Origin of the sequence: Algoriphagus sp. AK58, from assembly GCF_014324365.1 — a bacterium.
GTDB lineage: Bacteria > Bacteroidota > Bacteroidia > Cytophagales > Cyclobacteriaceae > Algoriphagus.
This window is the reverse complement of the sequence record NZ_QEIG01000008.1, coordinates 208,630-233,363: the sequence shown is the minus strand read 5'-3', so window position 1 is coordinate 233,363 and position 24,734 is coordinate 208,630. Positions and strand designations below refer to the sequence as shown.

Annotated in this window: 19 protein-coding genes; 5 read left to right on the top strand and 14 right to left on the bottom strand. The window is 45.2% G+C overall.

Features of this window, described 5'->3' with window-relative positions; translation table 11 throughout:
• Nucleotides 1–299: 299 nt before the first annotated feature.
• Nucleotides 300–1,619 (bottom strand): Gfo/Idh/MocA family protein, encoded by a 1,320-nt coding sequence (locus tag DDT91_RS07845; RefSeq protein WP_187175628.1) that lies wholly within the window; start codon nt 1,617–1,619, stop codon nt 300–302.
• Between the two features lie 883 nt (nt 1,620–2,502).
• Between DDT91_RS07845 and DDT91_RS07840 the strand changes: the two genes are divergently transcribed.
• Nucleotides 2,503–3,957 carry an arylsulfatase gene (locus DDT91_RS07840; protein WP_187175627.1) on the top strand — a complete coding sequence of 485 codons (1,455 nt, stop codon included), beginning with the start codon at nt 2,503–2,505 and terminating at the stop codon, nt 3,955–3,957.
• 17 nt (nt 3,958–3,974) lie between these two features.
• Here the strand turns inward: DDT91_RS07840 and DDT91_RS07835 are convergent, their stop codons facing one another.
• From DDT91_RS07835 to DDT91_RS07825, 3 genes are all read right to left on the bottom strand, one after another.
• The gene (locus DDT91_RS07835) at nt 3,975–4,316 is read right to left on the bottom strand and encodes a DUF86 domain-containing protein (protein WP_187175626.1); all 342 of its coding nucleotides are present in this window, start codon (nt 4,314–4,316) and stop codon (nt 3,975–3,977) included.
• Between the two features lies 1 nt (nt 4,317).
• Nucleotides 4,318–4,602, bottom strand: coding sequence for a nucleotidyltransferase family protein (locus DDT91_RS07830; RefSeq protein ID WP_187175625.1), 285 nt, complete (start codon nt 4,600–4,602; stop codon nt 4,318–4,320).
• Nucleotides 4,603–4,780: 178 nt separating this feature from the next.
• Nucleotides 4,781–5,332 carry a GNAT family N-acetyltransferase gene (locus DDT91_RS07825; RefSeq protein ID WP_187175624.1) on the bottom strand — a complete coding sequence of 184 codons (552 nt, stop codon included), beginning with the start codon at nt 5,330–5,332 and terminating at the stop codon, nt 4,781–4,783.
• 125 nt (nt 5,333–5,457) lie between these two features.
• Here DDT91_RS07825 and DDT91_RS07820 point away from each other — a divergent pair, with 125 nt between their 5' ends.
• The 3 genes from DDT91_RS07820 (at nt 5,458) to DDT91_RS07810 (ending at nt 7,299) form a co-directional block, all read left to right on the top strand.
• Entirely contained in the window at nt 5,458–5,820 is a 363-nt protein-coding gene (locus DDT91_RS07820; protein ID WP_111391788.1) for a transmembrane 220 family protein, read from the top strand.
• Nucleotides 5,821–6,009: 189 nt separating this feature from the next.
• On the top strand, nt 6,010–6,753 hold the full coding sequence (locus tag DDT91_RS07815) for an NIPSNAP family protein (RefSeq protein ID WP_187175623.1): 744 nt from the start codon (nt 6,010–6,012) through the stop codon (nt 6,751–6,753).
• Between the two features lie 195 nt (nt 6,754–6,948).
• Nucleotides 6,949–7,299, top strand: coding sequence for a hypothetical protein (locus DDT91_RS07810; protein WP_187175622.1), 351 nt, complete (start codon nt 6,949–6,951; stop codon nt 7,297–7,299).
• A gap of 109 nt (nt 7,300–7,408) precedes the next feature.
• Here DDT91_RS07810 and DDT91_RS07805 read toward each other — a convergent pair whose 3' ends face one another.
• Nucleotides 7,409–10,852 (bottom strand): ThuA domain-containing protein, encoded by a 3,444-nt coding sequence (locus tag DDT91_RS07805; protein ID WP_187175621.1) that lies wholly within the window; start codon nt 10,850–10,852, stop codon nt 7,409–7,411.
• A 198-nt stretch (nt 10,853–11,050) separates the two neighbouring features.
• On the opposite strand from DDT91_RS07805, the gene DDT91_RS07800 reads away from it, so the two are divergent.
• Nucleotides 11,051–13,378 carry a glycoside hydrolase family 3 protein gene (locus DDT91_RS07800; RefSeq protein WP_187175620.1) on the top strand — a complete coding sequence of 776 codons (2,328 nt, stop codon included), beginning with the start codon at nt 11,051–11,053 and terminating at the stop codon, nt 13,376–13,378.
• A gap of 83 nt (nt 13,379–13,461) precedes the next feature.
• On the opposite strand, the gene galK is transcribed toward DDT91_RS07800, so the two are convergent.
• The 9 genes from galK to DDT91_RS20790 form a co-directional block, all read right to left on the bottom strand.
• Nucleotides 13,462–14,610: a galactokinase gene (gene galK / locus DDT91_RS07795; protein ID WP_187175619.1), complete on the bottom strand. Its 1,149-nt coding sequence runs from the start codon at nt 14,608–14,610 to the stop codon at nt 13,462–13,464.
• A gap of 80 nt (nt 14,611–14,690) precedes the next feature.
• Entirely contained in the window at nt 14,691–15,725 is a 1,035-nt protein-coding gene (locus tag DDT91_RS07790; protein WP_187175618.1) for a LacI family DNA-binding transcriptional regulator, read from the bottom strand.
• 75 nt (nt 15,726–15,800) lie between these two features.
• A complete protein-coding gene (locus tag DDT91_RS07785; RefSeq protein WP_187175617.1) occupies nt 15,801–16,781 on the bottom strand; it encodes a M28 family peptidase in 981 nt (326 codons plus the stop codon).
• Entirely contained in the window at nt 16,771–18,264 is a 1,494-nt protein-coding gene (cysS, locus tag DDT91_RS07780; RefSeq protein WP_187175615.1) for a cysteine--tRNA ligase, read from the bottom strand. The genes DDT91_RS07785 and cysS overlap by 11 nt, the downstream gene beginning before the upstream one ends.
• Before the next feature lie 282 nt (nt 18,265–18,546).
• Nucleotides 18,547–19,755 carry a hypothetical protein gene (locus DDT91_RS07775; RefSeq protein ID WP_187175613.1) on the bottom strand — a complete coding sequence of 403 codons (1,209 nt, stop codon included), beginning with the start codon at nt 19,753–19,755 and terminating at the stop codon, nt 18,547–18,549.
• A gap of 265 nt (nt 19,756–20,020) precedes the next feature.
• The gene (gene purH / locus DDT91_RS07770) at nt 20,021–21,547 is read right to left on the bottom strand and encodes a bifunctional phosphoribosylaminoimidazolecarboxamide formyltransferase/IMP cyclohydrolase (protein ID WP_187175611.1); all 1,527 of its coding nucleotides are present in this window, start codon (nt 21,545–21,547) and stop codon (nt 20,021–20,023) included.
• 254 nt (nt 21,548–21,801) lie between these two features.
• Nucleotides 21,802–22,494 carry a protein-L-isoaspartate(D-aspartate) O-methyltransferase gene (locus DDT91_RS07765; RefSeq protein ID WP_187175609.1) on the bottom strand — a complete coding sequence of 231 codons (693 nt, stop codon included), beginning with the start codon at nt 22,492–22,494 and terminating at the stop codon, nt 21,802–21,804.
• A gap of 456 nt (nt 22,495–22,950) precedes the next feature.
• The gene (locus DDT91_RS07760) at nt 22,951–24,294 is read right to left on the bottom strand and encodes an alpha/beta hydrolase (RefSeq protein ID WP_222718620.1); all 1,344 of its coding nucleotides are present in this window, start codon (nt 24,292–24,294) and stop codon (nt 22,951–22,953) included.
• Between the two features lie 9 nt (nt 24,295–24,303).
• A complete protein-coding gene (locus tag DDT91_RS20790) occupies nt 24,304–24,525 on the bottom strand; it encodes a DUF2892 domain-containing protein (protein ID WP_187175607.1) in 222 nt (73 codons plus the stop codon).
• Between the last annotated feature and the right edge of the window lie 209 nt (nt 24,526–24,734).

Genomic DNA, 24,734 nt, shown 5'->3' with positions numbered 1-24,734 from the left:
GAACCAGCACTTTTGGCGTCAATGCGAGGGATTTTTCTGATTACCAAATTATTCTTAAGCATTGCGATCCCGAAGCAATCTTTTCAATAGTCCGAAATTGATAGTATAGTAAAGTTGAAGCCTTGAACATCGGGGTTATAGTTTAGCCGTCAATGTGCGGAGCATTCTTGTCAATAAATTTCTGGAATTTCTTTATTGCGACGAAGCAGTCTTAATTAATTCTACAGGAAGAGATTGCTTCGGGGCACCGAAGACCTAAGATCCAATTTGTGTGAAAATTTAGCCCCTCGCAATGACGGTCAAACCTTCGGCAAAGTCCAAGGCTCCCGATATTCCGGCCAAATCAGCGCATTTGCAGCGGCATTGCCTACGAATTCTCTTTTTTGGTCATCCCAAATCAACTGTTCTGCACCAATTCGGGCAGCAATATTCGGAATATGAGCATGGAGAGCCGCCAGTCTTCCGGTTTCTGGAGGGCAAATGGGTTGATTTCGGGTTTTAATGCACTCCACAAAATTAGCCACGTGGAGGTTGTGAGATTCGGTGGTGCCTTCGAGTTTTTTGGCTTCGCATTTTGGGGCTTTTGCAGTTCCGTCCCATTCGGGATAGATTTCATAGCCGTTTCGGTTTACGACCAGTGTTCCCAATTCCCCGACATAGGCAATACCATAAGGTTTGTTGTAGGGTCCGCTTTGCAAGCCACCGTTCATGTCATAGTTGATTAGGAAGTCTTTTTTTGGGAAAAGCACATTCATCGTGTCAAAAGTGTCCCGATCCCGGTTTTCTTTGTTTACATTTTTGGCATAGGTCAAGACTGTGGAGGGTGCAGAAGGGTTTTCCTCTACCCAGATGGCCATGTCCAGCAGGTGTACGCCCCAGTCAGACATCAAGCCTCCTCCGTAGTCCCAAAAGTGTCTCCAACTGCCGTGAAAGCGATTGGGATTAAACTCCCGCTTGGGGGCAGGGCCTAGCCAAAAGTCGTAATCCACTCCTTCCGGTACGGTCGTCAATGGTTTGATTTCATTTCCCAAACCATAATTGAAATTGGACCAGATGTTTACTTTTCGGATTTTTCCCAGGTAACCGCTTTTGACCAAATCTCTGGATTCGATAAAAGCCTGTCCGGCCCGCTGCTGTTGCCCTACTTGCATGATTCGGTTGTACTTGGCGGCAGCCTGGGTCATCAAGTCGCATTCTCCTATGGAGTTGGCCATTGGTTTTTCTACATAGACATCTTTTCCGGCTTGGCAGGCCGCCACGGCAATCAGACAATGCCAGTGATCCGGTGTGCCGATGATGACTGCGTCGAGATCCTTTTTCTCCAACAGCTTACGGAAATCTGTAAATCGTTCGGGTCTCTTTCCGGTCGCATCTTCCACTTCTTTGAGGCGCTTTTCCAAAACATTCTGATCCACATCGCAGATCCCTACGCAGTCCACTTCAGCAAGAGCGAGATGATGACGCAGAATTCCGAATCCCATATTATTGGCTTCAATCAGTGCCACGCGGACTCGGTCGCTTGGGGCAGTTTGTTGTCGGGCCTGAAGTAGAGAGGGGGAAAGCCAAAGGCCTCCGGCGATGAGGGCGGATTGTTTGATAAAAGATCTTCTTCGGGTCATTTGGGAAATTGGCTGTTGGATGAATTGTCAAAATAATCGAAAACACAAAGAGAGAAAAATAGAGTCCAATCAAAATGCTGACAGATATCATAATTTTGAAAAAATATTCCAAAAAATGTGCATAACTCCATGTAAAATGGTGGATATCCTGTGTTTTTGTGGCTTTTTCTTTGGGGAAAAGTTGTGGGAAAGTTTTTAGTTGAAAATTTGGAATCAGGCTGAAAATCAGTCAACTTTGATTATACCAAGTGAGAGATAAAAGGCCGAAAGTAAGATTTCGGACCGTAGTTTGACAGATTGAGATCAGGCGCGAAGGGGAGTTTTTCGAAAGGAAAATTTCTGAGACGGAAAACCGCAGAAGTGCCAAAAACGATGGACTGAGTTTGAGCTTCTCTTCGGAGAAATCAAATTTCCGGGCATGAAAGATCGGGGAAGAAATTTCACGGTTGAAAGGGGAAACTCCAGAAATGCAAAAACGGATTCATCAGCGCTTGGAACCCTCGGGTGAAAAGTAAACTTCATCGGGCACAAAGGAACGGCTGCTCAAATGCAGCAGTTTGAAACGGACCACCGCAGAAGTGCTATCACGATCGGCCCAAGAATTTGCTTTCGGGCAGATTCAGGATACCGGGCATGAAGGGGCTTTTCGAAAGAAAAGTCTGAGAAGGGCAACCGCAGAAATGCAAAAAGGTATCTGAAAATTGGGACATGCTCTTCGGAGCGACTGCAGACTGTCGGTTTTGACTCGGGCAACTGGGAAAAGCCACATAAACTGTAGCTTGGAGTGATTTGAAGACTATGGTTTTCAGATTATTAAATGGGAAGCTTTCTTCAAGAAATGCTTCCCATTTCTGTTTTAATCCATTTTGGGTTATTTTCCAGCATGAAATTCTCCTCCATCGCGCTCATTTTCGGAGCTTTTTTTGGCCTTGTCTCTTGTCAAAGCTCGACTCCGGATTCTCCGTTTGATTCCTCTACTCCCAATGTGATCTTCATCCTTGCCGATGACTTGGGCTATGGAGATTTGGGCTTTTTGGGACAACAGTACATTGAGACCCCAAATATTGACCGTCTGGCTAGAGAAGGGATGTTTTTTACTCAGCATTATGCCGGGGCACCCGTGTGTGCCCCTTCCCGCTCGGCCCTGATTACTGGACTTCACACCGGGCACACTCCAGTTCGAGGCAATTTTGAGATTCAGCCCGAAGGGCAATATCCCATGCCGGACACGCTTCAGACGCTGAGCAAGATCTTTCAGCAAGCAGGTTATGCGACTGGGGCTTTTGGGAAATGGGGCTTGGGTTTTGTAGGTACTTCCGGTGATCCGAGCAATCAGGGTTTTGAGCAGTTTTACGGGTATAATTGTCAGCGCTACGCCCATCGCTATTATCCCGCTTACCTCTGGGAAAATCAAACCCAAGTGGATCTTCCGGGAAATGACTGGACCAATAAAGTGACTTACGCTCCGGATTTGATTCAGGAAAAGACCTTGGCTTTTATTGAATCAAATCAGAAAAATCCCTTTTTCCTTTTCATGCCGATCGTGATGCCTCATGCCGAACTGGCGGCACCGGATGATGCTATTTTCCAAAAGTATCGGGCAAAATTCGGGGAGGAAAAAGCGCATCAGGCACCTGAAGGAGGCGACTATGGACCTGAAATGAAAATTCCCGGCTACCAGTCCGAATCTTTTCCTCATGCTGCGTTTGCTGCGATGGTGGAGCGAACTGATCGCTATGTGGGTGAAGTTTTGGCCAAATTGGAAGAACTGGGTCTCGCAGAAAATACCCTCGTGATCTTCACCTCAGATAATGGAGCCCATTTTGAAGGAGGAGCAGATCCTGAGTTCTTCGACAGCAATGGACCTTTTAGGGGCTTAAAAAGGGATTTGTATGAAGGGGGAATCCGGGTGCCGATGATCGTCAAATGGCCGGGAAAAGTGAAACCTGGAAGTAAATCTGATCATGTATCCGCCTTTTGGGATTGGTTGCCTACGTTGGCTGATATTTTAGGGGAAAAAGTACCTGACGCAATTGACGGAATTTCATTTTTGCCAGCGCTTTTGGGCAAATCAGATCAATCTCGTCACGATCATCTGTATTGGGAATTTCATGAGTTGGGCGGAAGACAGGCTGTACGTCAGGGCAATTGGAAGTTGGTAAAGTATCAGGTGAAAGATCCTTCAAAAACGACTGTGGAGTTATTTGATTTGGCCTCTGATCCAGGAGAAAGTAAAAACCTTGCAGAAGCGAATTCGGAAAAAGTGGCTGAGTTGGAGGAGTTGATACGGCAGGCGCATCGTCCGAATCCGGTGTTTAGGCTTTTCCCTAATCCATAGGTTTTGGATTAATCTACTTATTCCATGTCCTCGATGATGGAAATTAGCTCAGTCTCCAAGATTGGTAAGATGTTTTTGACTACACCCCAAACAGCCCAAAGATCCACTCCTATATAATCGTGAATGAGTTTATCCCTCATTCCTGCAATTTTCTTCCATTCAATATGAGGATATTTTTCTCGAAACTCGATTGGTATTTTTTTAGTGGCTTCACCAATTATTTCGAGATTTCTGATAACAGCATCCTGTATGACAGGCTTCTGAAGAAAGTCAGATTCACTGAATCCGTGGGTATATTCTTTGATTTTCTGGATGCAGGAAAAAATATGGTTGAGATAAATCAAAGGATCTTTCTTCATCCTATAAAATTCTGATTAAATCATTTTCAATTATCGACTTAAGCGGCGGGTAAATCGATTTTTGAGTTACTAAATCAACTTTCAAACCCAACAGTTCTGAAAGTTCTTGCTCTAGACCAATCAGATCAATGAGATTCACATTTTCCTCGAAATCGATCAAGATATCTAAATCAGAATTTATAGCTTGATCTCCTCGTGCGTAGGAACCAAAAATGCCGATAAATTTGGGGTGATATTTATGGGCAGCTCTCTTGATTATTTCTTGTTGTTGCTCTGAAATAGCCATATTTGAATGAATTATTCCATCTATGTATTCAAAAGGTAAGGAATTAATTTCTAATAAATAAAAACGGGAACCCGTAAGTCCCCGTTTCCTTACCCAATCATTTACTTATTACCCTATAAGTAAGACTAATTTAATTTTCATTTCTAGGTCAACTATCCTTCTCTGACCTGCTTCTAATTTATTTCCAATCCCAAGCCACAATTGCCCAGGATTGGGTTACTTCTTCAAACTCGTGAATGACCTCAAAGCCGACCCGTCTGTGTGCTGCCAATGATCGGGTATTGCTTTTGGCGATCTCGGTGATGGCAAAGGAAAATTGGCTGAAGAATTGGTTTTTGTAGGCTTCATACATTTGATCAAAAAGTCCCTTTCCCCGCTGATCTTTTGCCACACATACTTGGCCCACTACCATGTATTCATAGTCGGATATCTTTTTATCACGGTAGGAGATCTGATCAAACTGATCAAACATGGGGACCAAAACGGGAATCAAATCACGGCTGGCTTTGGTCATTGCCAATATATACCCCACCACCTGGTCCTCTTCTAAGGCGATCACGTGGGGGGCGATGGACTGAAGGGCTAGGAGCTGCTCAGGGGTGTGTCTTACCGTGACAAAACCATCTGCCTGTTTGACTTCATCAGAAACACGACTGAGGTGGTTTTCCCATTGAAGGTCCAGAATTCCCTGAAGATCATATGCTGTTTTGGCGATTCGGATTTGAGCCATAAGGTCAGGAATTTTGGCTGTAAAATAGGATCATTTTTCTGCTAAAAATCATTCTCGACCGATTATCCCAGGCAGGATGGTTTGTTTTTGAAATTGCTTAGTTTAGCGCATCAACCCAAATGCCTATGCGATTCAATAAAATCTACTTCAGTATCTGGTTTTTCCTGTTTGCCCTCTTTGCTTACTGGCAATTTAACGATCCTGATCCGGAAGTCTGGGTGAGCATTTATGGCGCAGCGATGATCTTTTGTTTACTCGGAGTGAGGGGGATTTTTCCTAAACTACCGTTGACCTTGGTGGTCATATTGGCAGTCCTCGGAGCGATTTACTTTTTTCCGGGAGGAGTAGGGGATTGGATTGCCGATGAGTGGGCCCAAAAAGACCTGACCATGAAGACTCCGCAAATGGAAGAAAACCGGGAGACCTTCGGTCTACTTACCATTGCACTGGTACTTAGTCCGGCATTGTATAAAGCTTGGAAAAAGTAAAAAATTTAAGACTATAGAAATACAGTAGAAATACAACTCGCTTCGCTCGATGAAATAAGGGTAGAAATAGATTTCAAGAGGTATTTCCAAGGTATTTCTACCTCCAAAGGAGACAAGATTTCAGTTGTATTTCCAATTATTTCCTTGTATTTCAAATCAATTTCCAATAAAATCAAACCCTTAAACCTGATGAAAAAAATCACCACTCTGCTGCTCGCCCTGACCTTGGCGGTAGTCACCTTTGCCCAACAGGGCATCAAGTCTAAGTACTTCGAAATGCGGACTTATACCGCCCATGAAGGAAAAATGCCTGATCTGATCAAGCGATTTGAGAATCATACTTTGAAACTGTTTAAGAAAAACGGGATCGAAAATGTCGCCTATTTTATCTCTGAGGAAAATCCGGATAAGACTTTGACTTTCATTTTGGGGTATCCAGACGAGGCTTCGCGAGATGTACTTTGGAACAAATTTGCCAACGACCCAGAGTGGGTGGCAGCACGAACTGCCTCTGAGGCCAATGGTCCCTTGGTTCAAAAAGTGGATCAGACGTTCATGGTTTGGGCTAATAACCTGAATGATCATAAAAAGCCCAAGCCAAGCGGAATCCTTCAAATGCGAACCTACTATTGTTTGCCGGGGAGAATCGAGAATATCCAAACCCGATTTCGGGACCATACCCGGGAATTGTTTGCCAGACAGGGTTTGAAAAACTATCCTTATTGGTTGACGGTGGAGAAAGACGGATCTCAGCCTAAGTTGGTGTATATCCTTGGCCATGATTCTAAGGAAGCCTACAATGAGGCATTCAAGAGATTTGTTGCCGATCCGGATTGGATCAAGGCTCGAGATGCTTCAGAAGCTGACGGTAAAATCGTGGAAAAGATCGATGCGGTATTTTACAAGGCTTTGCCTTTTTCTCCGATGAAATAAGAGGTAGGAGGTTCTGAGTTCGACGTTCAATATTCGACATTCGATATTTCTAAAAATCCATTATTCCGCCTAGGTATTTTCGAAAGAATCAATCCAAATATGCCACTCTGAATTGATTAGGGTGGCTTTTTTTATGGTATTGTAGCCAATGACCTATCCTATTCGTATCATTACTAAATCAAAAACTTTGTATCTATGAAAAAGTATCTTTTCCTTTTAGTTTGTTCTGCGCTCCTTTTTTCCTGTAATGATGAGGAAGGACCGGTGGTTTGTGGAGTCGAGAATCCGGTAGAGGATCTTGCTTGGATCAAATCTGCAATCCAAGAGATGAGTGGTCCGGGTTTTTCGGAGTACTCTTATTTGAGTCAAGCAAGGTATCAGGGCGAGACGGTTTTCTTTTTTGGTTCTTGTGACCCACTTGCCAATTGGGCTTTGATCGTGAAAGACTGTGAAGGAAATAGAGTAGAAGGAGAAATAAGTTTATCAGATTTAAATGACCAAAAAGTGATTTGGAAGCCTTCGAATTCGGTTTGTAACTTCTCTTAATTTCCCCTTTATGCTAAAGTAAAAAAGCCAGCCTGAAATGAGTTCGGGCTGGCTTTAATTTTACTGGCCTGTGAGGACACAGGCCAGGGTGATAGGATTTTTATAGTTATTACTTCGCATTAAAGGTGATTCCTGTCAGAATGAATGTTCCCAGTTCAGCACCATTGGCATCACTTACGAAGTAAAGCTTATGCTTTTTGCCGTCCGTGGTTCCAGATACTGGGATGTTTGCCTGGTGCATTAGGATAGGCATGTTTGGTGCTTTGAATCCCTCACTTTCCTGATGGAATCCTTCAGCAACCACAGGCCCGGTAGGACTGTCCAGTCGGATCTCAAATTTGACCGGAGCTTTAAGCGCTTCTTGGGAAGCTGTCATCAAAGTCACCGAACCAATTCCTGTCAAATCAATGGCAGGCAGTGCAAATGAGCCCTTGGTATTAGGTACCATCAGCAAGGTTCTGCCGTCGAAGACCATTTTGGTATACGTTGCAAAATCACCGGCCTGAGCCAAATCCACGGTATTTGGAATCAATACCAAGGAGGAAGAACCGGTCATTGGTTTGATATTTTCGCCTCCTTTATCGGTATAAGAAGCTGAGAATACCAAAGAGCCGGTTGGAGAAGGAGGATTGCCTAAAGTCGGATCCACGGTTCCTTTGGCGGCTAGACTTGGCTTGCTTTCTTTTCTTAGGGAAAGGATGTAAGTCACCAAAGCATTGACCTCTGAATTTTTCAGGTCTGGGTTGGCAGGCATGGCTGTTTCTCCCCATACTCCTCCACCACCATTTTTGATCTTGTTGACCAGGTAATCACGGTTTCTTTCTCTGTATTTTTTAGCTACTTCGGTATAAGAAGGCCCGATAGAAGCCTCATTTTCCTTATGGCAAGTTTTACAGGTCAGGGATTGTACCAGAGACTTTCCAGTCATCGCTTCGCTCATGATTTTATGACCCATATCTGCTTCTGCCTGATCGATGCCTTGGAGGTAGTCCGCTGCAACATAAAGGCTAGACATATCAGAAGCTGCATCAGGATGGTCTTCATCTGAGACAGAAACAGAGTAGCTTACCTTCTTACCGGGGAAGTAGAAGGATTGATTGCCTTCTACTTGGATGGTCACCACTGGTGCAACGTTACCTGAATACACAGATACCAAGGTGCTTGTTCCTGCCAATCCAGCAGGATCGTTGGCTGTCACTTTTATTTCGTATTCACCCACGGTGTTAAAAGTATGGGTTAGGGTAGGATCGCTGGTAGTTTTGGTTTCACCATTGCCAAGGTCCCAGGTATAAGTCAATGGATCTTTCTCAGGGTCTGAGGCAGATGCAGTCAAGGTCACGGTAAGCGGATTCTTACCTGAAGTCTTGTCTACTTTCAAGTCTGCCACCACTGGAGCTCTATTTCCTCCATTGTAGTCGATTCGGAAGAGACCTGCATCCGGGTTTTTGGTAAACCAGCCGTTTCCATATTCGAGAATGTAGATTTTACCGTCGGGACCCATTTCCATATCCATCAAAGCGTTGAATTTGGTGCCTTTCATGAAGGGTTCCATCTTGTCAAAATCACCGTTTTCCTGCATAGTCACTACTTTGATCCATCCTCTGATCCAGTCATAGATAAACAACTTGCCGTCAAAATAATCAGGCATGCGTGTTTCTGCAGGATACATATCGGAATAGTACACAGGACCAGCCATGGCATTACGTCCTCCTGTACCTAATTGAGGGAAATCAGGAGATACTGCATACGGATACCAGATAAAGGCAGGCTCTACCGGAGGAAGTTTCTTCAAACCGGTATTGTTTGGAGAATTGTTTTCCGGTCCGTTAATGTCAAAGGCCTGACCCGTCTGTCCAGTCTCATAGTTGAATTCCCGATAAGCGAAGTTGTTTCCAATGGTATATGGCCATCCAAAATGCCCCGCTTTTCTTGCCTGATTTACTTCATCGTAGCCACGCGGACCTTTTACATCAAGCGAATCATTGGCGGCATCAGGTCCTACTTCACCCCAATAGAGGAAGTTGGTCTTCTGATCTACAGAGATTCTATAAGGGTTTCTCAAGCCTTGAACATAGATCTCAGGTCGGGTGCCTTCTGTGCCTTGAGGATACAGGTTGCCTTCAGGAATGGTATAGCTTCCATCTTCATTTACTTTGATTCGGAGGATTTTTCCTCTTAGATCGTTGGAGTTGCCGGAGCTTCTTCTGGCGTCCCACTGCTTGTTGCCATCGCGACTGTCGAGTGGAGCGTAGCCGTTGAGTGTGTATTTGGAGCCAGGCTGATTGAATGGAGTAGAGTTGTCACCCGTGGACAGGAACAAATTTCCGTCCTTGTCAAAGGTGATCGAACCACCGGTATGACAGCAGATGTCCCGCTGGGAATACAGCTCGAGAATGATTTGTTCGGAAGCCATATCCCAGACTCCATTGGCAAACTTGAATCGGGAAAGTCGGTTAATTTCCTGATCGCCAGTCGGTGAATAGAAGGCATACACCCAATTATTTGTAGCGTAATTTGGATCCTTTTGCAAGCCCATCAAACCCTCTTCCGCATTCACGCCCTTCACTTCGGTTTTCCAGTACACATCCAATTTGGCGACTTCTTTCAGTTCGCCGGTGGCGTTATTGTAGTGGAGGATTTCTCCTCTTCTTTGGGCAACCAAAATATCCAGATTTGGCAGTACAGTCATTTCTGTCGGTTCGGTAAACTGACCGATGGAAAGGGTAGTCTTGGTGAATCTATTTTCCTCTGGTGTGCGCTTGGATTTGGCTTTGCTGTAGTCCAACTCTTCATTTTCTCCTATAGCATATTGGATACCCGCCAATAGATGCTTCAAGAAGTCAGCTTCTTCATAAGATTCTTTGGTATGACCTCCTCCGGTATAGTAAGCACGGCCTCCGTCAAAATCATGGTACCAAGCTATCGGATGCTCGCCCATGTCCGCACCTCCCTGATAGGAAGCTTCATCGAGTAGTAAGAGTTTTTTGGTGTTTGGATTGACTTTTTTATAGCTGTACCATTCGTCGGTACGCTCCCAAGATTCAGGCAAAAAGTCTACAGAAGGATGCTTTTCGCCCGTTTTGGTGATTTTTCCAGGCTGCACGTTTGGATGAGGATCGTTGATGCCTGGATGGTCTGAGAAATATCCACCGACCAATCGTCCATACCAGCCCCACTCATACTCCGTGTCAGCGGCGGCGTGAATTCCGACAAAGCCACCTCCTGATTGGATGTAGCGTTCGAAATCCGCCTCTTGGTAGTGATCCAAAACATCACCAGTCGTGCTTAAGAAGATGACCGCTGCATATTGAGCAAGGTTTTCTTCATTGATCAACTCGGCATTTTTGGTGGTATCTACCGCAAAGCCGTTTTCTGCTCCCAATTTTTGGATTGCAGCGATCCCATTTGGAATGGATTCATGATAATATCCAGCAGTTTTGCTGAAAACCAGCACTTTCGGTTGGCCTTCCCGCTTTTTGGAGCAAGAAGCCAAACCTACTCCCAACAGCACAAGCAAAAAGAGCAGGCTACGTAGGTTTTTCGGGTAATTCATAAGGTTTGGATTAATTTTTTGCAAAATAGAGGTTTCTCCGAATTCGGCCCCTAAGTAACTGAATTTCGGTAATTTTTCATGATGAGAATGGCTATTGTTACAGGTTGGAACAATAAAAAATCCCGATATTGCAGGTGAAAAATAAGGCGGGTTTGAGAAGCTAGTCCTGTCTTTCCAAATACGAAACTAATTCTCCACATGAGACCAGTTAAAACTACCGCAGTTTTGCTTTCGCTTAGCCTTTTTGCCTGCGAAAGCAATCAGATCACCGAGCAAACTATCGGTGAAGACATAGTTATCGTCAAGCAGTCCATGGGACAGACTTTGGGCTATTCCAAGTCTTCCGGAGTCACGATTTTGAAGGATTCGGGACTTGCTTTCAAAGACCTCAACAAAAACGGTTCTCTTGATCCCTACGAAGACTGGAGACTACCGGTGGAGGAGCGAGCCAAGGACTTGGCTTCCAAGATTTCCAAGGAGCAAATCGCCGGATTGATGCTCTACAGTTCGCATCAATCCATCCCTGCCAATCCACAGGGTTTTGGTGCAGGGACCTATGGTGGCAAGCCTATCTCAGAAAGCGGATTGCCGACCTCCAGCATTTCCGACCAGCAAAAGAAGTTTTTGGAAGAGGATAACCTGCGCCATGTTTTGATTACAAGGGTGGAAAGTCCCAAAGTAGCCGCTGAGTGGAACAATAAGGTGCAGGCTTTTGTGGAGGGATTGGGGTTTGGTATTCCTGCCAATAACAGTTCTGATCCCCGTCACAGCCCTGTAGCCAGTACGGAATACAATGCCGGGGCAGGAGGAACTATTTCCATGTGGCCGGAATCCTTGGGCATGGCGGCGACTTTTGATCCTGCTTTGGTGCAGCGATTTGGAGAGATTGCCTCCGAAGAATATCGGGCTTTGGGTATTTCGACAGCGCTTTCCCCTCAGATCGATTTGGGCACGGAGCCTCGTTGGAACAGAATCAAGGGTACGTTTGGAGAAGATTCCCGCTTAGCAGCCGATTTGGCAAGAGCCTATGTGGATGGATTTCAGACATCCACAGGTGAGGCCGAGATCGCGGGTGGTTGGGGCTATCACAGCGTCAATGCCATGGTCAAGCATTGGCCAAGCGGAGGCCCTGAAGAAGGCGGTCGAGATGGACATTTTGCCTATGGCAAATTTGCCGTGTATCCGGGAAACAACTTTTCGGAGCACCTTGTGCCTTTTACCGAAGGTGCATTTAAGCTGAATGGCCCTACAGGAAAAGCTACCGCAGTCATGCCTTACTACACCATTTCATTCGGTCAGGATAAAAGTGGAGAAAACGTCGCCAATGCGTATTCCAAGTATCTGATCACAGACTTGCTCCGTGGAGAATACGGGTACGAGGGCGTGGTGTGTACCGATTGGGGCGTGACGGGTAATGAGCGAGACAATGTGAACACCTTTGCAGGAAAGCCCTGGGGCATGGAAACGGCCACAATTGCGGATCGACATTTCAAAGTCTTGATGGCAGGAGGGGATCAGTTTGGAGGAAATAATGACAAAGTCCCGGTTTTGGAAGCCTTCGAACTGATGGAGAAAGAAATGGGTGTAGATGCGGCAAGAGCCCGAATCGAGCAGTCAGCCGTGCGATTGCTTCGCAATATTTTCAATGCAGGACTCTTTGAAAATCCGTACCTAGATCCGCAAGTCACTGAGCAAAAAGTAGGAAATGCGAAGTTTATGGAAGAAGGCTACAACGCTCAAGTTAAGTCTGTGGTCTTACTGAAAAATGAAGCGCAAGCCTTGCCGATCAAAGAGCGAAAGAAAGTCTTTATTCCGCAGCGTTATGTACCTTCTACGACCAACTGGTGGGGAATCAAAACCGAGCCCAGGTGGATCGATCCGGTCAATCTGGAGATTGCTGCGAAGTATTTCGAAGTGGTGAAAACAGCCGAAGAGGCAGATTTCTCCCTCGTTTTTGTGGAAAGTCCTGAATCAGGTACCGGCTATGACCTTGCTGATCGTGAAAAAGGCGGAAATGGCTACGTACCGATCTCCCTACAATACGCTCCCTACAAAGCCGAACTCGCCAGGGAGCAAAGCCTTGCTGCCGGAGACCCAGTGATGGACCCGTCAGTGACCAATCGATCCTACAAAAACAAGTCGGTAGAAACCGCCAACTTCCAGGATCTAAAGACCATCCTCGATACCAAAAAAGCAATGGGGGATAAGCCGGTTTTTGTGGTTATCAAAGCTGCCAATCCCATGGTGATGGCAGAATTTGAAAAAGAAGTTCAGGGCATTTTCTTCCACTTCGGAGTGCAGGATCAGGTGATTTTCGATCTGGTAAGTGGTAAATATGAGCCATCCGCACTGCTTCCGATTCAGTTGCCAGCTTCGATGGCGGCAGTGGAGACTCAGTTGGAAGACACCGCCCATGACATGGAAGTGCATGTGGACGCCGCTGGCAATGCCTATGATTTCACCTTCGGACTCAACTGGTCAGGAGTCATCCAAGACGAGCGGGTAGCGAAGTATAAAAGGAAGTAGAAATGGGGATTTTCCTTCGATGGAGGAAAATTTCAGGATGATTAGACCTGTCAGGATTTCAAATCCTGGCAGGTCTCTTTTTTTTACCCAAGTACCCTCGCCCCCTCACTGATCTCCGCCAAAATAAACTCAGGGGTCTTTTGGAAGGCTTGTTGGTATGGAGTTTTCAAGGCTGCTTGGAAAGCTTCCAATTCGGAGGTTTTAACCAGATTTATCGTGCAGCCGCCAAAGCCTCCTCCCATCATTCGGGTACCTAAGACAATATCGAGGGCTTGAGCTTTATCCGCTAGGAAATCCAATTCTGGGCAACTCACTTCAAAGTCCTGACTGAGACTTTGGTGAGAGGCATTTAGCAGTTTTCCAAAGGAAGCCAAGTCTCCGGATTGCAAGGCTGCAGCGGCTTCGTGTACCCGGGCACATTCGGTGATGACGTGCTTTGCTTTTGGAAAAAGTTCTGACGGAAGGAGTTGCTTCACTTTTTCCAGATCGGAATTTTTCAAATCCCGCAGGGTATGAATCTCCGGAAACTCGGATTGAAGAATTTTGACGCTTTCCTCGCAGGCTTCTCTACGCTTATTGTAAGCAGAATCTGCTAAGGAATGCTTCACCTTGGAATTGACCAGGATCAGGGAATATTCGCCGAGATTCACCGGGATTTCTTCATGCGTATTGCTTCGGCAATCCAATAGAAGGGCTTTTCCAGCTGCTCCAAAAGCGGAAGCATAAGGATCCATGATCCCGCATTTGACTCCGGCATAGAGGTGCTCGGACTTCTGAGCGTAGAGTACGATGTTTTTCTTGGGTATCTGAAAGTCAAACAAACCGGAAATTGCAGTTCCAATCGCTACTGACAGTGCTGCAGAAGAGGAAAGTCCTGAACCCACCGGGATATTACCACCGATCACCATGTCAAATCCCTGTACCTCGTAGCCAGACTGCTTCATCAGTGCACACATGCCCATGACATAGGTGGCCCAATGCCCGTTTTTCGGAGAGATAAAATCCAACTCAAAGCTGAATTCCTGGGCAAAATCCATGGAATACAAGCGGCATACAGTTAGGCTGTTTTTTTGAATACCTACCCAAATGCCCTGTGAAACTGCTGCAGGAAAAACAAAACCTTCCTGATAGTCTGTATGCTCCCCGATCAGGTTGATCCGTCCCGGAGCAAAAGCAACAAGTGGAGTAGTGGCAAAATAGGATTGAAAGGTCTTGGTGAGTTGGGTGTGCATGGGACTGGTTATTAAGTCATTGGTTATCAGTTATTAGAGAAGCTCCCTGTTAGGTCAATAACTAATAACACAATAACCGATTACTTTTTCACTTCAAAATGCTGGGAGGATTTCCTTGGGACAAGAGTGGTTTCCAATACAATGGAGATCGGATCCTCGGAGGCGATTCCGTCCAGTTGATCCAAAAGGTGGCTGACGGCCAGTTTCCCCATCTCGTAGCCAGGCTGGGAAACTGTGGTAAGAGGGGGTTCGACTACAGCTGATGTTGGATTATTCGTAAAACCCGCCAAGGCAATATCCTCTGGAATTTTGATCCCTTGAGCTTTCCATTCGGTTAATACATCTACAGCCACCGGATCAATCATGCAAAAAACAGCATCAGGCCGTGGGCGCATGTTCAGAATGTCACGGGCTACTTTGATATTTCCAGCCTCCGTAAGGTCGGTGATTTTGACTAGGGAATTGTCCTGATGTACTCCAAATTCTGCCAGGGCTCGGAGATAGCCTTCTTTTCGTTTTTTGGAAATGTACAAATCCTCCGGACCGGAGACATATACGATTCTTCTGGAACCATTTTCCAACAAGTGTTTGGTCACTTGATAAGCCCCACCGGCATCGTTGAAGGTGACTTTTGAAACTGGGATATCCTCTTGTACCCGGTCAAATAATACAAAGTTGATTTCCCGATCGTAGAGCTCGTAGAGATGATCAAACTTATTGGTTTCCCGACTCAACGAAATCAAAAGGCCATCCACCTGACTGGAAACCAGAGTTCGGATATTGGCCTTTTCCTGTTCGATAGATTCGTTGCTTTGACAAATCATTACATTGTACCCACGCTTGTTTGCCGTGTCTTGGATACCACTGATACAGGAAGCGAAGAAGTGAGAAGTGATCTCGGGGACAATGACACCTAGCGTTTTGGATCGGCTGATACGGAGACTTTGTGCTAGGAGATTGGGTTGATAATTCATTTCCTTGGCAGCTTCCACGATCTTTCGCTTGGTCTCAGGATGCAATTCCGGGGAGTCTTTGAGCGCTCTGGAAATGGTGGAAACCGACACGCCGAGCTTTTTAGCGATTTCCTTCATCGTGATCTGATGACCCTTCTTCATTTTTAGTGCTTTCTAGTTACCTCAACCTGCAATCGTCTGCAATTACGAATAAAGCAAAGATTTTGGGAAAAAACCTTATTCCTGATAAACTGTAAACAAAACAGTCTCTCCAACTGCTTTTAAGGTACGGGCATCAATGAGTTCCATATTGTCCTGATGGGTGTGATGGTAATGGCCAAATCCAAAGTCAGGTGAAAACTCAATGATGTCAATCATTGGAATTCCAGCCCACTCATTGACGAATGCATGGTCGTCGAGGATTTCTGGAGCATCCTTTTGAATAAAGAAGTCACTGTGCCCCAACTGAGCCGCATTGCCCCACACTTTCGAAAGAATTCCTGAAGCATACTTTCTGGAGTAGCCTTCCCTGTAAAATTTGGCATTTTTACCTCCCACTAAGTCCACCAAAATGCCATAATAAGCAGAGTAGTTTGGAATATGCTTATTCTTGGACCAATACTGAGACCCGTGGCACCACCAAATCTGTGAATTGTCGCGCAGTCGGGCGTTTTCAGGTTCACCATCATCTTCTCCGTCAAAAAAGATCAAATCAATCCCCACTTCAGGCTTCAAGTCCTGGAAGGCTATAGTTCTTGCGATTTCCATTAATACAGCTACGCCAGAACCCCCGTCATTAGCCCCGTCTATGGGTTCGTTAAGCCGTTCGGTATCCTTATCGGCGATTCTTCGTGTATCCCAATGTGCAGCCAACAGGATTCGTTTGCTGGCTTGGGGATTGAAAGAGGCAATGATGTTGGAAAGGTTCCAAGTCAACCCGTCATAGGTCTTTGCCTGAAAATCCTGAGACTGTACAGACCAACCATATTTTTCCAAAGTTGAAATCATCCAGGCTTTGGTGTCGGCATGTCCTTTTGTACCTGGTACACGAGGTCCAAAATCCACTTGTTTTTGAACAAACACATAAGCAGAGTCAGCATTGAAACTAGGATAGGGCTTTACTACTGCTTCGGTGACGGTTGTTTCAGTGGTCTTTTCACCTGAGCAGGCCCAGGCAAATACCAACAAGGCAATAAGCCAGGTTTTATTATTCTTCATAAGCCCAGTCGATTCTGTCTTTCATGTCTTTTACTACAAAACCCATTGCTTTTAATCCAGCGCGGATTTCGTCTACTTTGGCGTAGTCACGGGCAGTTTTGGCTTCAGAATAAAGCTTCAGCAAAAGCTCGATCATGGAGTCCTGCACGTCGCTTTTTTCTTCGATCAGGCCCAATATGTCCACCACAAACGTGATAAAGGTATCTTTCAGCTTAGCAAAAACTTCCTCTCCCAAAGCCGCAGAGGCAAGCTGTCCGGTGAAGATCGAGTTGATCTTTTTCAGCAAATTGAATAGATGACCGATGGCTTGGGCCGTATTGAAATCATCATCCATCGCACGGTAGGCTGCGGTGATGCTGCTTTCTACCTGTTTGATTTGTTCTGGGTCCAAGCTGATCTCCGGATTTGGCGTGTATTCCAATGCACGTGCGATTCTCAGGCCGTTGATGATCTTTTTGTAGCCTTTCTGTGCTGCTTTTAGCGCATCGTTGGAAAAGTCCAAGGTCGAGCGGTAATGAGCCGTGAGCATGAAGTAGCGGATCGTCATCGGGCTGTAGGCTTGTTCCAACAGTCGATGATTTCCTGTGAAAAGTTCTTGCAGCGTGATAAAGTTGCCCAGCGACTTGCCCATCTTCTGTCCGTTGATGGTGATCATGTTGTTGTGCATCCAGTACTTGGCCGGATCTTTATGATTGCAGGCGTTACCTTGGGCGATTTCGCACTCGTGATGAGGGAACATCAAATCCATCCCACCGCCATGAATGTCAAATTGGGTGCCCAGATACTTGGAGCTCATGGCTGTACACTCGAGGTGCCAGCCCGGGAAACCCACTCCCCATGGGGATTCCCACTTCATCAGATGTTCTGGAGCAGCATTTTTCCAAAGGGCAAAATCCACCGAATTACGTTTTTCTCCCTGCCCATCAAGATCTCTGCTCCCACTGATCAATTCGTCCAAGACACGCCCGGATAGCTTTCCGTATTTGTAGCTGTTGTTGTATTTCAATACATCGAAATAGACAGAACCGTTGACCTCATAAGCCAAACCTTCTTTGAGAATAGCTTCCACCAAGGCGATCTGTTCTGGAATGTGGCCTGTGGCACGAGGCTCGATGCTGGGTTTCCAAGTGTTGAGCAAAGCCATATCCCGATGGTAAGTGTCCGTATATTGCTGGGCTACTTCCATGGGTTCGAGCTGCTCGAGTTTGGCTTTTTTGGCGATTTTGTCTTCACCCTCGTCAGCATCACCGGTCAGGTGCCCCACATCGGTGATGTTGCGAACGTAGCGCACCCGATAACCCAAATGAGTCAGGTAGCGATTGACTGTGTCAAACGTGACTGCCGGACGGCCGTGACCGAGGTGAGCATCGCCATAGACCGTAGGTCCGCAGACATACATGCCAACAAAAGGAGGGTTGATGGGGGCGAAATCCTCCTTTTGACGGGAGAGGGTGTTATATAATTTGAGCTGATGGGACTTCATAAGTCTTCAAAAGTACGAAATACGAAATAGGAAATACGAGGACTAATATGAACTGTTGGAAATTGCACGGCAAAATAGAGGATTCGAGGCCGAAAATGAAAGGAATAGAATTCATTCATTTTTGACTTTACACAAGTCTAGGGGATGGAAAAAGTGCTTTTAACTAGAGCCCTTGGAAAACACACCTGTTTCAGGAGATATCCATAACACGATAAGTAGGGAAGATTTTTCTCAACAAGCGAGAATACTCTTGGAGAAGCCCATTCAGTAGAAATAGGGAAATCAGAAAAGAATCCCTGCAGCCATTTGAATAATCTCATTTAGCGGCATCATGGTCAGAAGAAGGGGTAATACAGGAGCTATGGTGGCGGCTATCAACATCACGATATCATTTCGTGAAATAGGTACCATCCTCATGTCACGGATTATTTTAAAGGCATTTTGAAGGTCTGAGAGTGCTTGGATGTCATGGTTGCCAAGGAGCGTCTCAGTTGGTTGCTGATTATAGTTGATCCATTTGGTATCAAAATCATGTCCATATTGAATCGCCAGTTTGCCATACGTTCTGTTTCCCTGTCGTTTGACTTCAGCCAGTTGGGAGGAAAAAGCCAATAAGGGAACTACAACCAAAAAAAGCACAATCAAAGTGATGACGATGATTTCATATTTGTAATCGAGAAGAGTGGTTCCTTCCCGGAATATATGATTGGCTATAGATCCTGCCAGCACCACCCCGTGCATTATCGCCAATGGCATAAATGCAAAGACGATGTTGGAAATAAAACCAAGCCCTCCGAGATAATCCGGATGCATAGGCGAAAGCCTTAGCTTTATCTTGGAAATCTGGAAAAGGAATCTTGCCCAAATGAATATCCTGAAGTACCATCGAAGGAAAAGGAATTGAAATACGGGTAGGCTAAAATACCTAAACCACATCCCAGCCATAGAAAGGCCTCTTTCACCTTGTCCATTTTCAGTAAACCAGGCCGTTGCGTCTACCGCAATGGATTTTTCCCAAACTACATTGTATCCAATGACATAGATAAGAACTACGATGAAAAGTTCGACGGCAAAGGAATTTCTTAAGCGGTAAGCGGACTCAATTGCCTTAATAAATTTGGGTTTTTCTAATTCGGGAATCAGCTCTCTTTCCAAAAACTGATTGACCACAATACGCATCCTTTCATGTACCATGAGTTCCGCAACTACCATGATTGGCAACGCAATCAAAAAACGAACTTGAACTTCGATGTCCTTGATAAAGGGTAACACGATAGCCTCACCCCAGGCCGTTCCTTCCAAAAGAGACAAGAGGAATAGCGGCAACCAGGCCAAAAGGGAAATGATCAACGTTCTTTTTTTGACCAGTTCCAAGGCATTCCCACTGAGGTGGGCTTTTCTTAGCAACTGGAAAAATGGGCCGCCCAGTATGATCGAAAAGTCTTTTGGATCGATTTCGGATTGGGGTCTGTAGGATGTAGTCTTTTCCATCTGTTTAAAGACATTCGTTTCGGAAGTTTTGCAATTGTCCAAAAGTCATTTTTCTGAGCTTGGCACCTCTATCAAATTAAGAAAAATATTGATCCAATTCACCTCTGAAAGTGCTGGTTTTTAGAAAAGTAAAAAGGGGGATTCAACTTTGGTGAATTCAGATGGTACAGCTCTCTCGAACGAATAATCGGAATACAAAAAAAACCTCCGATCCTAAATGAACCGGAGGTCTTGACATTAAAGTCTAGCTACTAGCTACTTCCAATTAATGTTTGAAATGACGTACTCCCGTCATGACCATACTCATGCCGTGGGCATCGCAGAAATCGATACTGTCTTGATCTTTAATTGATCCTCCTGGCTGAACAACAGCGCTGATTCCTGCTACATGAGCGATCTCTACACAGTCAGGGAAAGGGAAGAAGGCATCGGAAGCCATTACAGCCCCCTTGAGGTCAAAGCCAAATTCCTTCGCCTTGAGGATTGCCTGACGCAGGGCATCCACTCGGGAAGTTTGCCCCACTCCTGAAGCAAATAGCTGAGAATCGTTGCTCAATACAATAGTGTTTGACTTGGTATGTTTGCAGACTTTTGCTGCGAATACCAAGGCATCCAATTCTTTCTCTGTTGGTGCGACTTTGGTGACCACTTTGAAATCTGCTTTGCTCTCGGTAGCCAGATCTTTATCCTGCTCGATCACTCCGTTGAGCAAAGTCTTGATCATCTTAGTCCCCGGTAAAGCCATTTTCTGACGAAGCAGAATTCGGTTTTTCTTTCCTTTGAGGACAGTAAGGGCCTCCTCGGTAAATTCCGGTGCGATCAATACTTCAAAGAAAAGCGAATTCATTTCCTCCGCAGCGTCTTTATCTACGGTTCTGTTGGTTACCAATACTCCTCCAAAAGCAGAGGTTGTGTCAGCGGCAAAAGCTTTTTGATAGGCTTCTTTTACCGTATCAGCTGTCGCACACCCGCAAGCATTGGTGTGTTTGAGGATGGCAAAGGCAGTTTGGTCAGGAAATTCAGCAATTAAGTTCACTGCTGCATCTACGTCCACAAGGTTGTTGTAGGACAATTCCTTTCCGTTTAATTGGTCAAATAGGTCTTCCAGATTTCCATAGAAATGTGCTGCCTGATGAGGATTTTCCCCGTACCGAAGCGCTTTGGACTTGCTTTCGGAAACTTTCAGAGCAGGGATATTTTCTGTTCGGTTGAAGTAATTGAAGATATGGGTGTCGTAGTTGGAAGACACTTGGAAGGCCTGTGCGGCAAAATAGCGACGGTCTTCGATGGTGGTGCCTCCGTCTTGAGCCTCCAGTTTGGCTTCGAGTTCTCCGTACTGATTTTTGGAAGCGATGATGATCACGTCTTTGAAGTTTTTGGCTGCAGCTCGGATGAGTGAGATGCCTCCGATATCGATTTTTTCAATGATATCCGATTCAGATGCGCCGGAAGCCACAGTCTCTTCAAAAGGATACAAATCCACGATCACCAAATCAATGGCCGGGATATCGTATTCGGCTGCCTGGGCCACATCTCCTTCATTCTCTCTTCTATACAAAATACCGCCGAAGACCTTCGGGTGAAGGGTTTTTACTCTTCCTCCAAAAATGGACGGATAGCTGGTCAATTCTTCCACAGGGATTACTTCTGCGCCTTGCTCCTCGATAAATTTCTGGGTACCTCCAGTGGAGTAGATTTTCACTCCGTGGTTTTTTAGGAGGGCGATGATCGGTTCGAGATTGTCTTTATAATAGACTGAGATGAGGGCAGATTGTATTTTTTTGGTGGCCATTGAGTAATGGATTTGGGATGAATTCTTTGGAAAGCGCAAAGGTAGGAAAAATGCAGGAAAGCCTGGGCTAAAATGGAACGCTTGCAAGGAGGTGGAGCGCAAAAATGTGATTCATCGGATCGGCTTACCCGAAGTAGCTGTTGCAGGGGACCTTTTTCCCAAGGAAATGATGGTTTCAAAGATTTGCAGGAGGATTCTTTTTTTACTTTTTATGTTAGGTGAAATTGGAACCTTTAATTCTGAACGTTTGAGTTTCAATAGTGGCTTAAACTGTCCCTGACGAAGGGTACAAATCGGACAGGAAACAAGGAGGTAGTTCGGATTTTTCCTTTCTTTTTTTCAAGAAGACGAAGCTCCTGAGTATTGGCATTTGGCCCGACCGGAATGATGATTTTTCCTTCTTCTTTTAATTGGTCGATAAGGGGCTGAGGGACTTTATCAGGTGCAGCGGTCACGATGATGGCATCAAAAGGTGCTTCCTCAGGCCATCCTTTGTACCCGTCACCCACTCGCACGTACACATTCTTATAGCCCAATTCGGCCAAGTCCTTTTGGGCTTTTTCGCCCAGTGGTTTGACGATTTCGATAGTGTAAACCTCAGCCACTATTTCACCCAAAACGGCTGCTTGGTACCCGGAGCCGGTTCCGATTTCCAAGACCTTCATGCCAGGCTTCGGATCGATGGCCTCAGTCATATAGGCGACAATGTAAGGTTGGGAAATGGTTTGCTTATATCCTATGGGCAGTGGACCATCTTCATAAGCCAAATGGCGGACATTGCCGGGTACCAAAAGGTGTCGAGGCACCTTGCGCATCGCCTGAAGCACAAGGGGATGGTGAATTCCATTGGCCTCCAATTGGGTTTTGACCATCTCATTTCGCAGTTTCTGATAATGATCAGCCTGGAAAAACGTGAGAATAAAAAGAATGAAAAACCAGAGTTTCATAGTTTTCAAGGCAATGCCATGGACTACTTGAATTTAAGGAGATTACAGAGGAAATTGGCTGAATTGGGATCAAAAAGTCCTAGGCTGCAATGGAAATCTCCGGGCTATGCAATGACTGGAGGTTTCCCCACGGGTTGTTTTTATCGGTTTTTGATCATCCAGGCAAACAGGACGACAGCAATTAGAAAAGAATACAGACAAAGAGAACTGATCTTGAATTTTTCCTTTGCTCAGAGAAAAGGGAGGTGGAGGTAAGTGTCACTTGGGAGGGAAAAAATCAAAACAGCTTCTAGAGGGGTTTTTGGATAGGTAATCCTCACTTTGGCCAAGCTCCGGCGAGCACCGGTAACCAGCTTAAGGAATAATACCAAATGTTCGGATTTGGAATTTTGGAGCTTTACCATCAGATAGGCGGATGAAGCTGACCCTGTGAGACTCCAAGTTTGGGTTCCAAATTCATTTCCTCTGGTTTGCAATCAAGGCCATAAACCGCTCAATATCATAGAATAAATTATGGGCTGCCGGAGCGATAGCAGGTAAAAAACGACTAAAAGCATGATCTGTTTGTGGAATGATGTGCAGCACTGCTGTTACTTTTTGTTGAATCAGTTTTTCGTATAAAAGCTGTGTGGATTTCACCGGAGCCATGATATCGTGATCACCATGAATCAGCAAAGTCGGCGGGCAGGTTGAGCTTACATAGGTGAAAGGTGAAAAAAAGGTGTACTTCTCCGGGCATTGCTCAGGTGTTCCTCCCATCAAAGGCGCAATCGTGCCCACTTTGTCAATTCCCTTGTCAATCCCCAGCCGGTCATAATTGTTGCCTATTATTTTCATTAGCCAGAGCGGAATTTTAATAGGTGGTTTTTTAATTGAATTCTGGTTTTCAGCCCCGGAGGTTTTACTTTCATCAGTATGGTAAAACAGTGCTTTCAGATCGGAGACCGGGTATTCGGTAATCACAGCAGCGCAGTTGGTGTTTTTTCCATAAAGCTCATTGGGCGTAAACCTCGTATCGGTAGCAGTATAGGCTGCCATCAAGCCCAGGTACCCACCGGAAGAACCTCCGCCTACAATGATCATCTCCGGGCCTACTGAATAGCGTTTTGCATTCTCCTTCATCCAAAAAATGGCTCTTTTCACATCATGGATCATGCCCATCAGGTCGGTTTCAAATGCCAGTCGAAAAGCAACATCCATGATCACATGTCCCTGTGCGGCAAGGTGCCTGAAGAGTTCCTCCGTACGAAAATTTTTGTCCATCGTATAAAATGCACCACCATGCAAGAAAATGAAGGCAATCCCAGATGATTTTATCATGGAGGGTGGTTTCACGATGTCACACAAAAGTTGATGATCGGTGCCTGGAATAGTCGCAAAGGGGATGTTTTGCTCAAGCTGAGGTTCAGGCAACATGGGTAGTCTCAGGATCCTACGGTGTGGGAGGAAGTATTTTTGTTGTTCTGGACGTATTTGATCTCTCCAATTACTTCCAAAGGCCTGTTCAAAACCGCATGCTGAATCAGGTGGTCGGGTTACGCTAAAAAAATGAAACATATAAACCAAAGTGGCATAGGTGCCTAAGAGTATGTGGAAAGGATTGCCGGTAACCAGGCCAACTAAAAGGATCAATCCTCCAAAGAAAATAAAGACAGGGGAAAGTGCAGATACGAATACATTTAGTCCCCAGATTGTTACAGCCGGCCAGTGAGATTTGATGAATAAAACTACACTCAAAAGTGAAATCAGACTAGCAACAGTCCATACTATAAACTCTAGGGTTGATACCAAAAAATTCATGGACCAGACCTAAGGGTTATCAACTTTTTTCTTTGACCGTCGGGTACTCATATTAAAAATGTCATACAAAGGAGCATAAGAAGTAAGGCCTGTAAATAGGTAAAGAAAAGCCAACAATAACATGACTACGCCCCATGCACCTGTTATTACTTCACCAAAATATAGGTAAGCACATAACACCGCCAAAAAAAGGCGAAGTACAGTGTGTGCCTTTCCTAAATTCTTTTTCATGTTAAAAGATACATGAAAGCCGACTCAATCAAAAGAAGAATTTCAGATAAAAATGCCCAAATCGGTCTTTGATTTTCTGAATTATTTTTGCTCAAAAAAGAATTTAAAGGAAGTCAATGTGGATCCTTTGACACTATCCCCAAAAGGATCTAATCGACCTTATGTCACGGAATCTCTGACAAGTGTTGATTTTAACATAATCGGATATG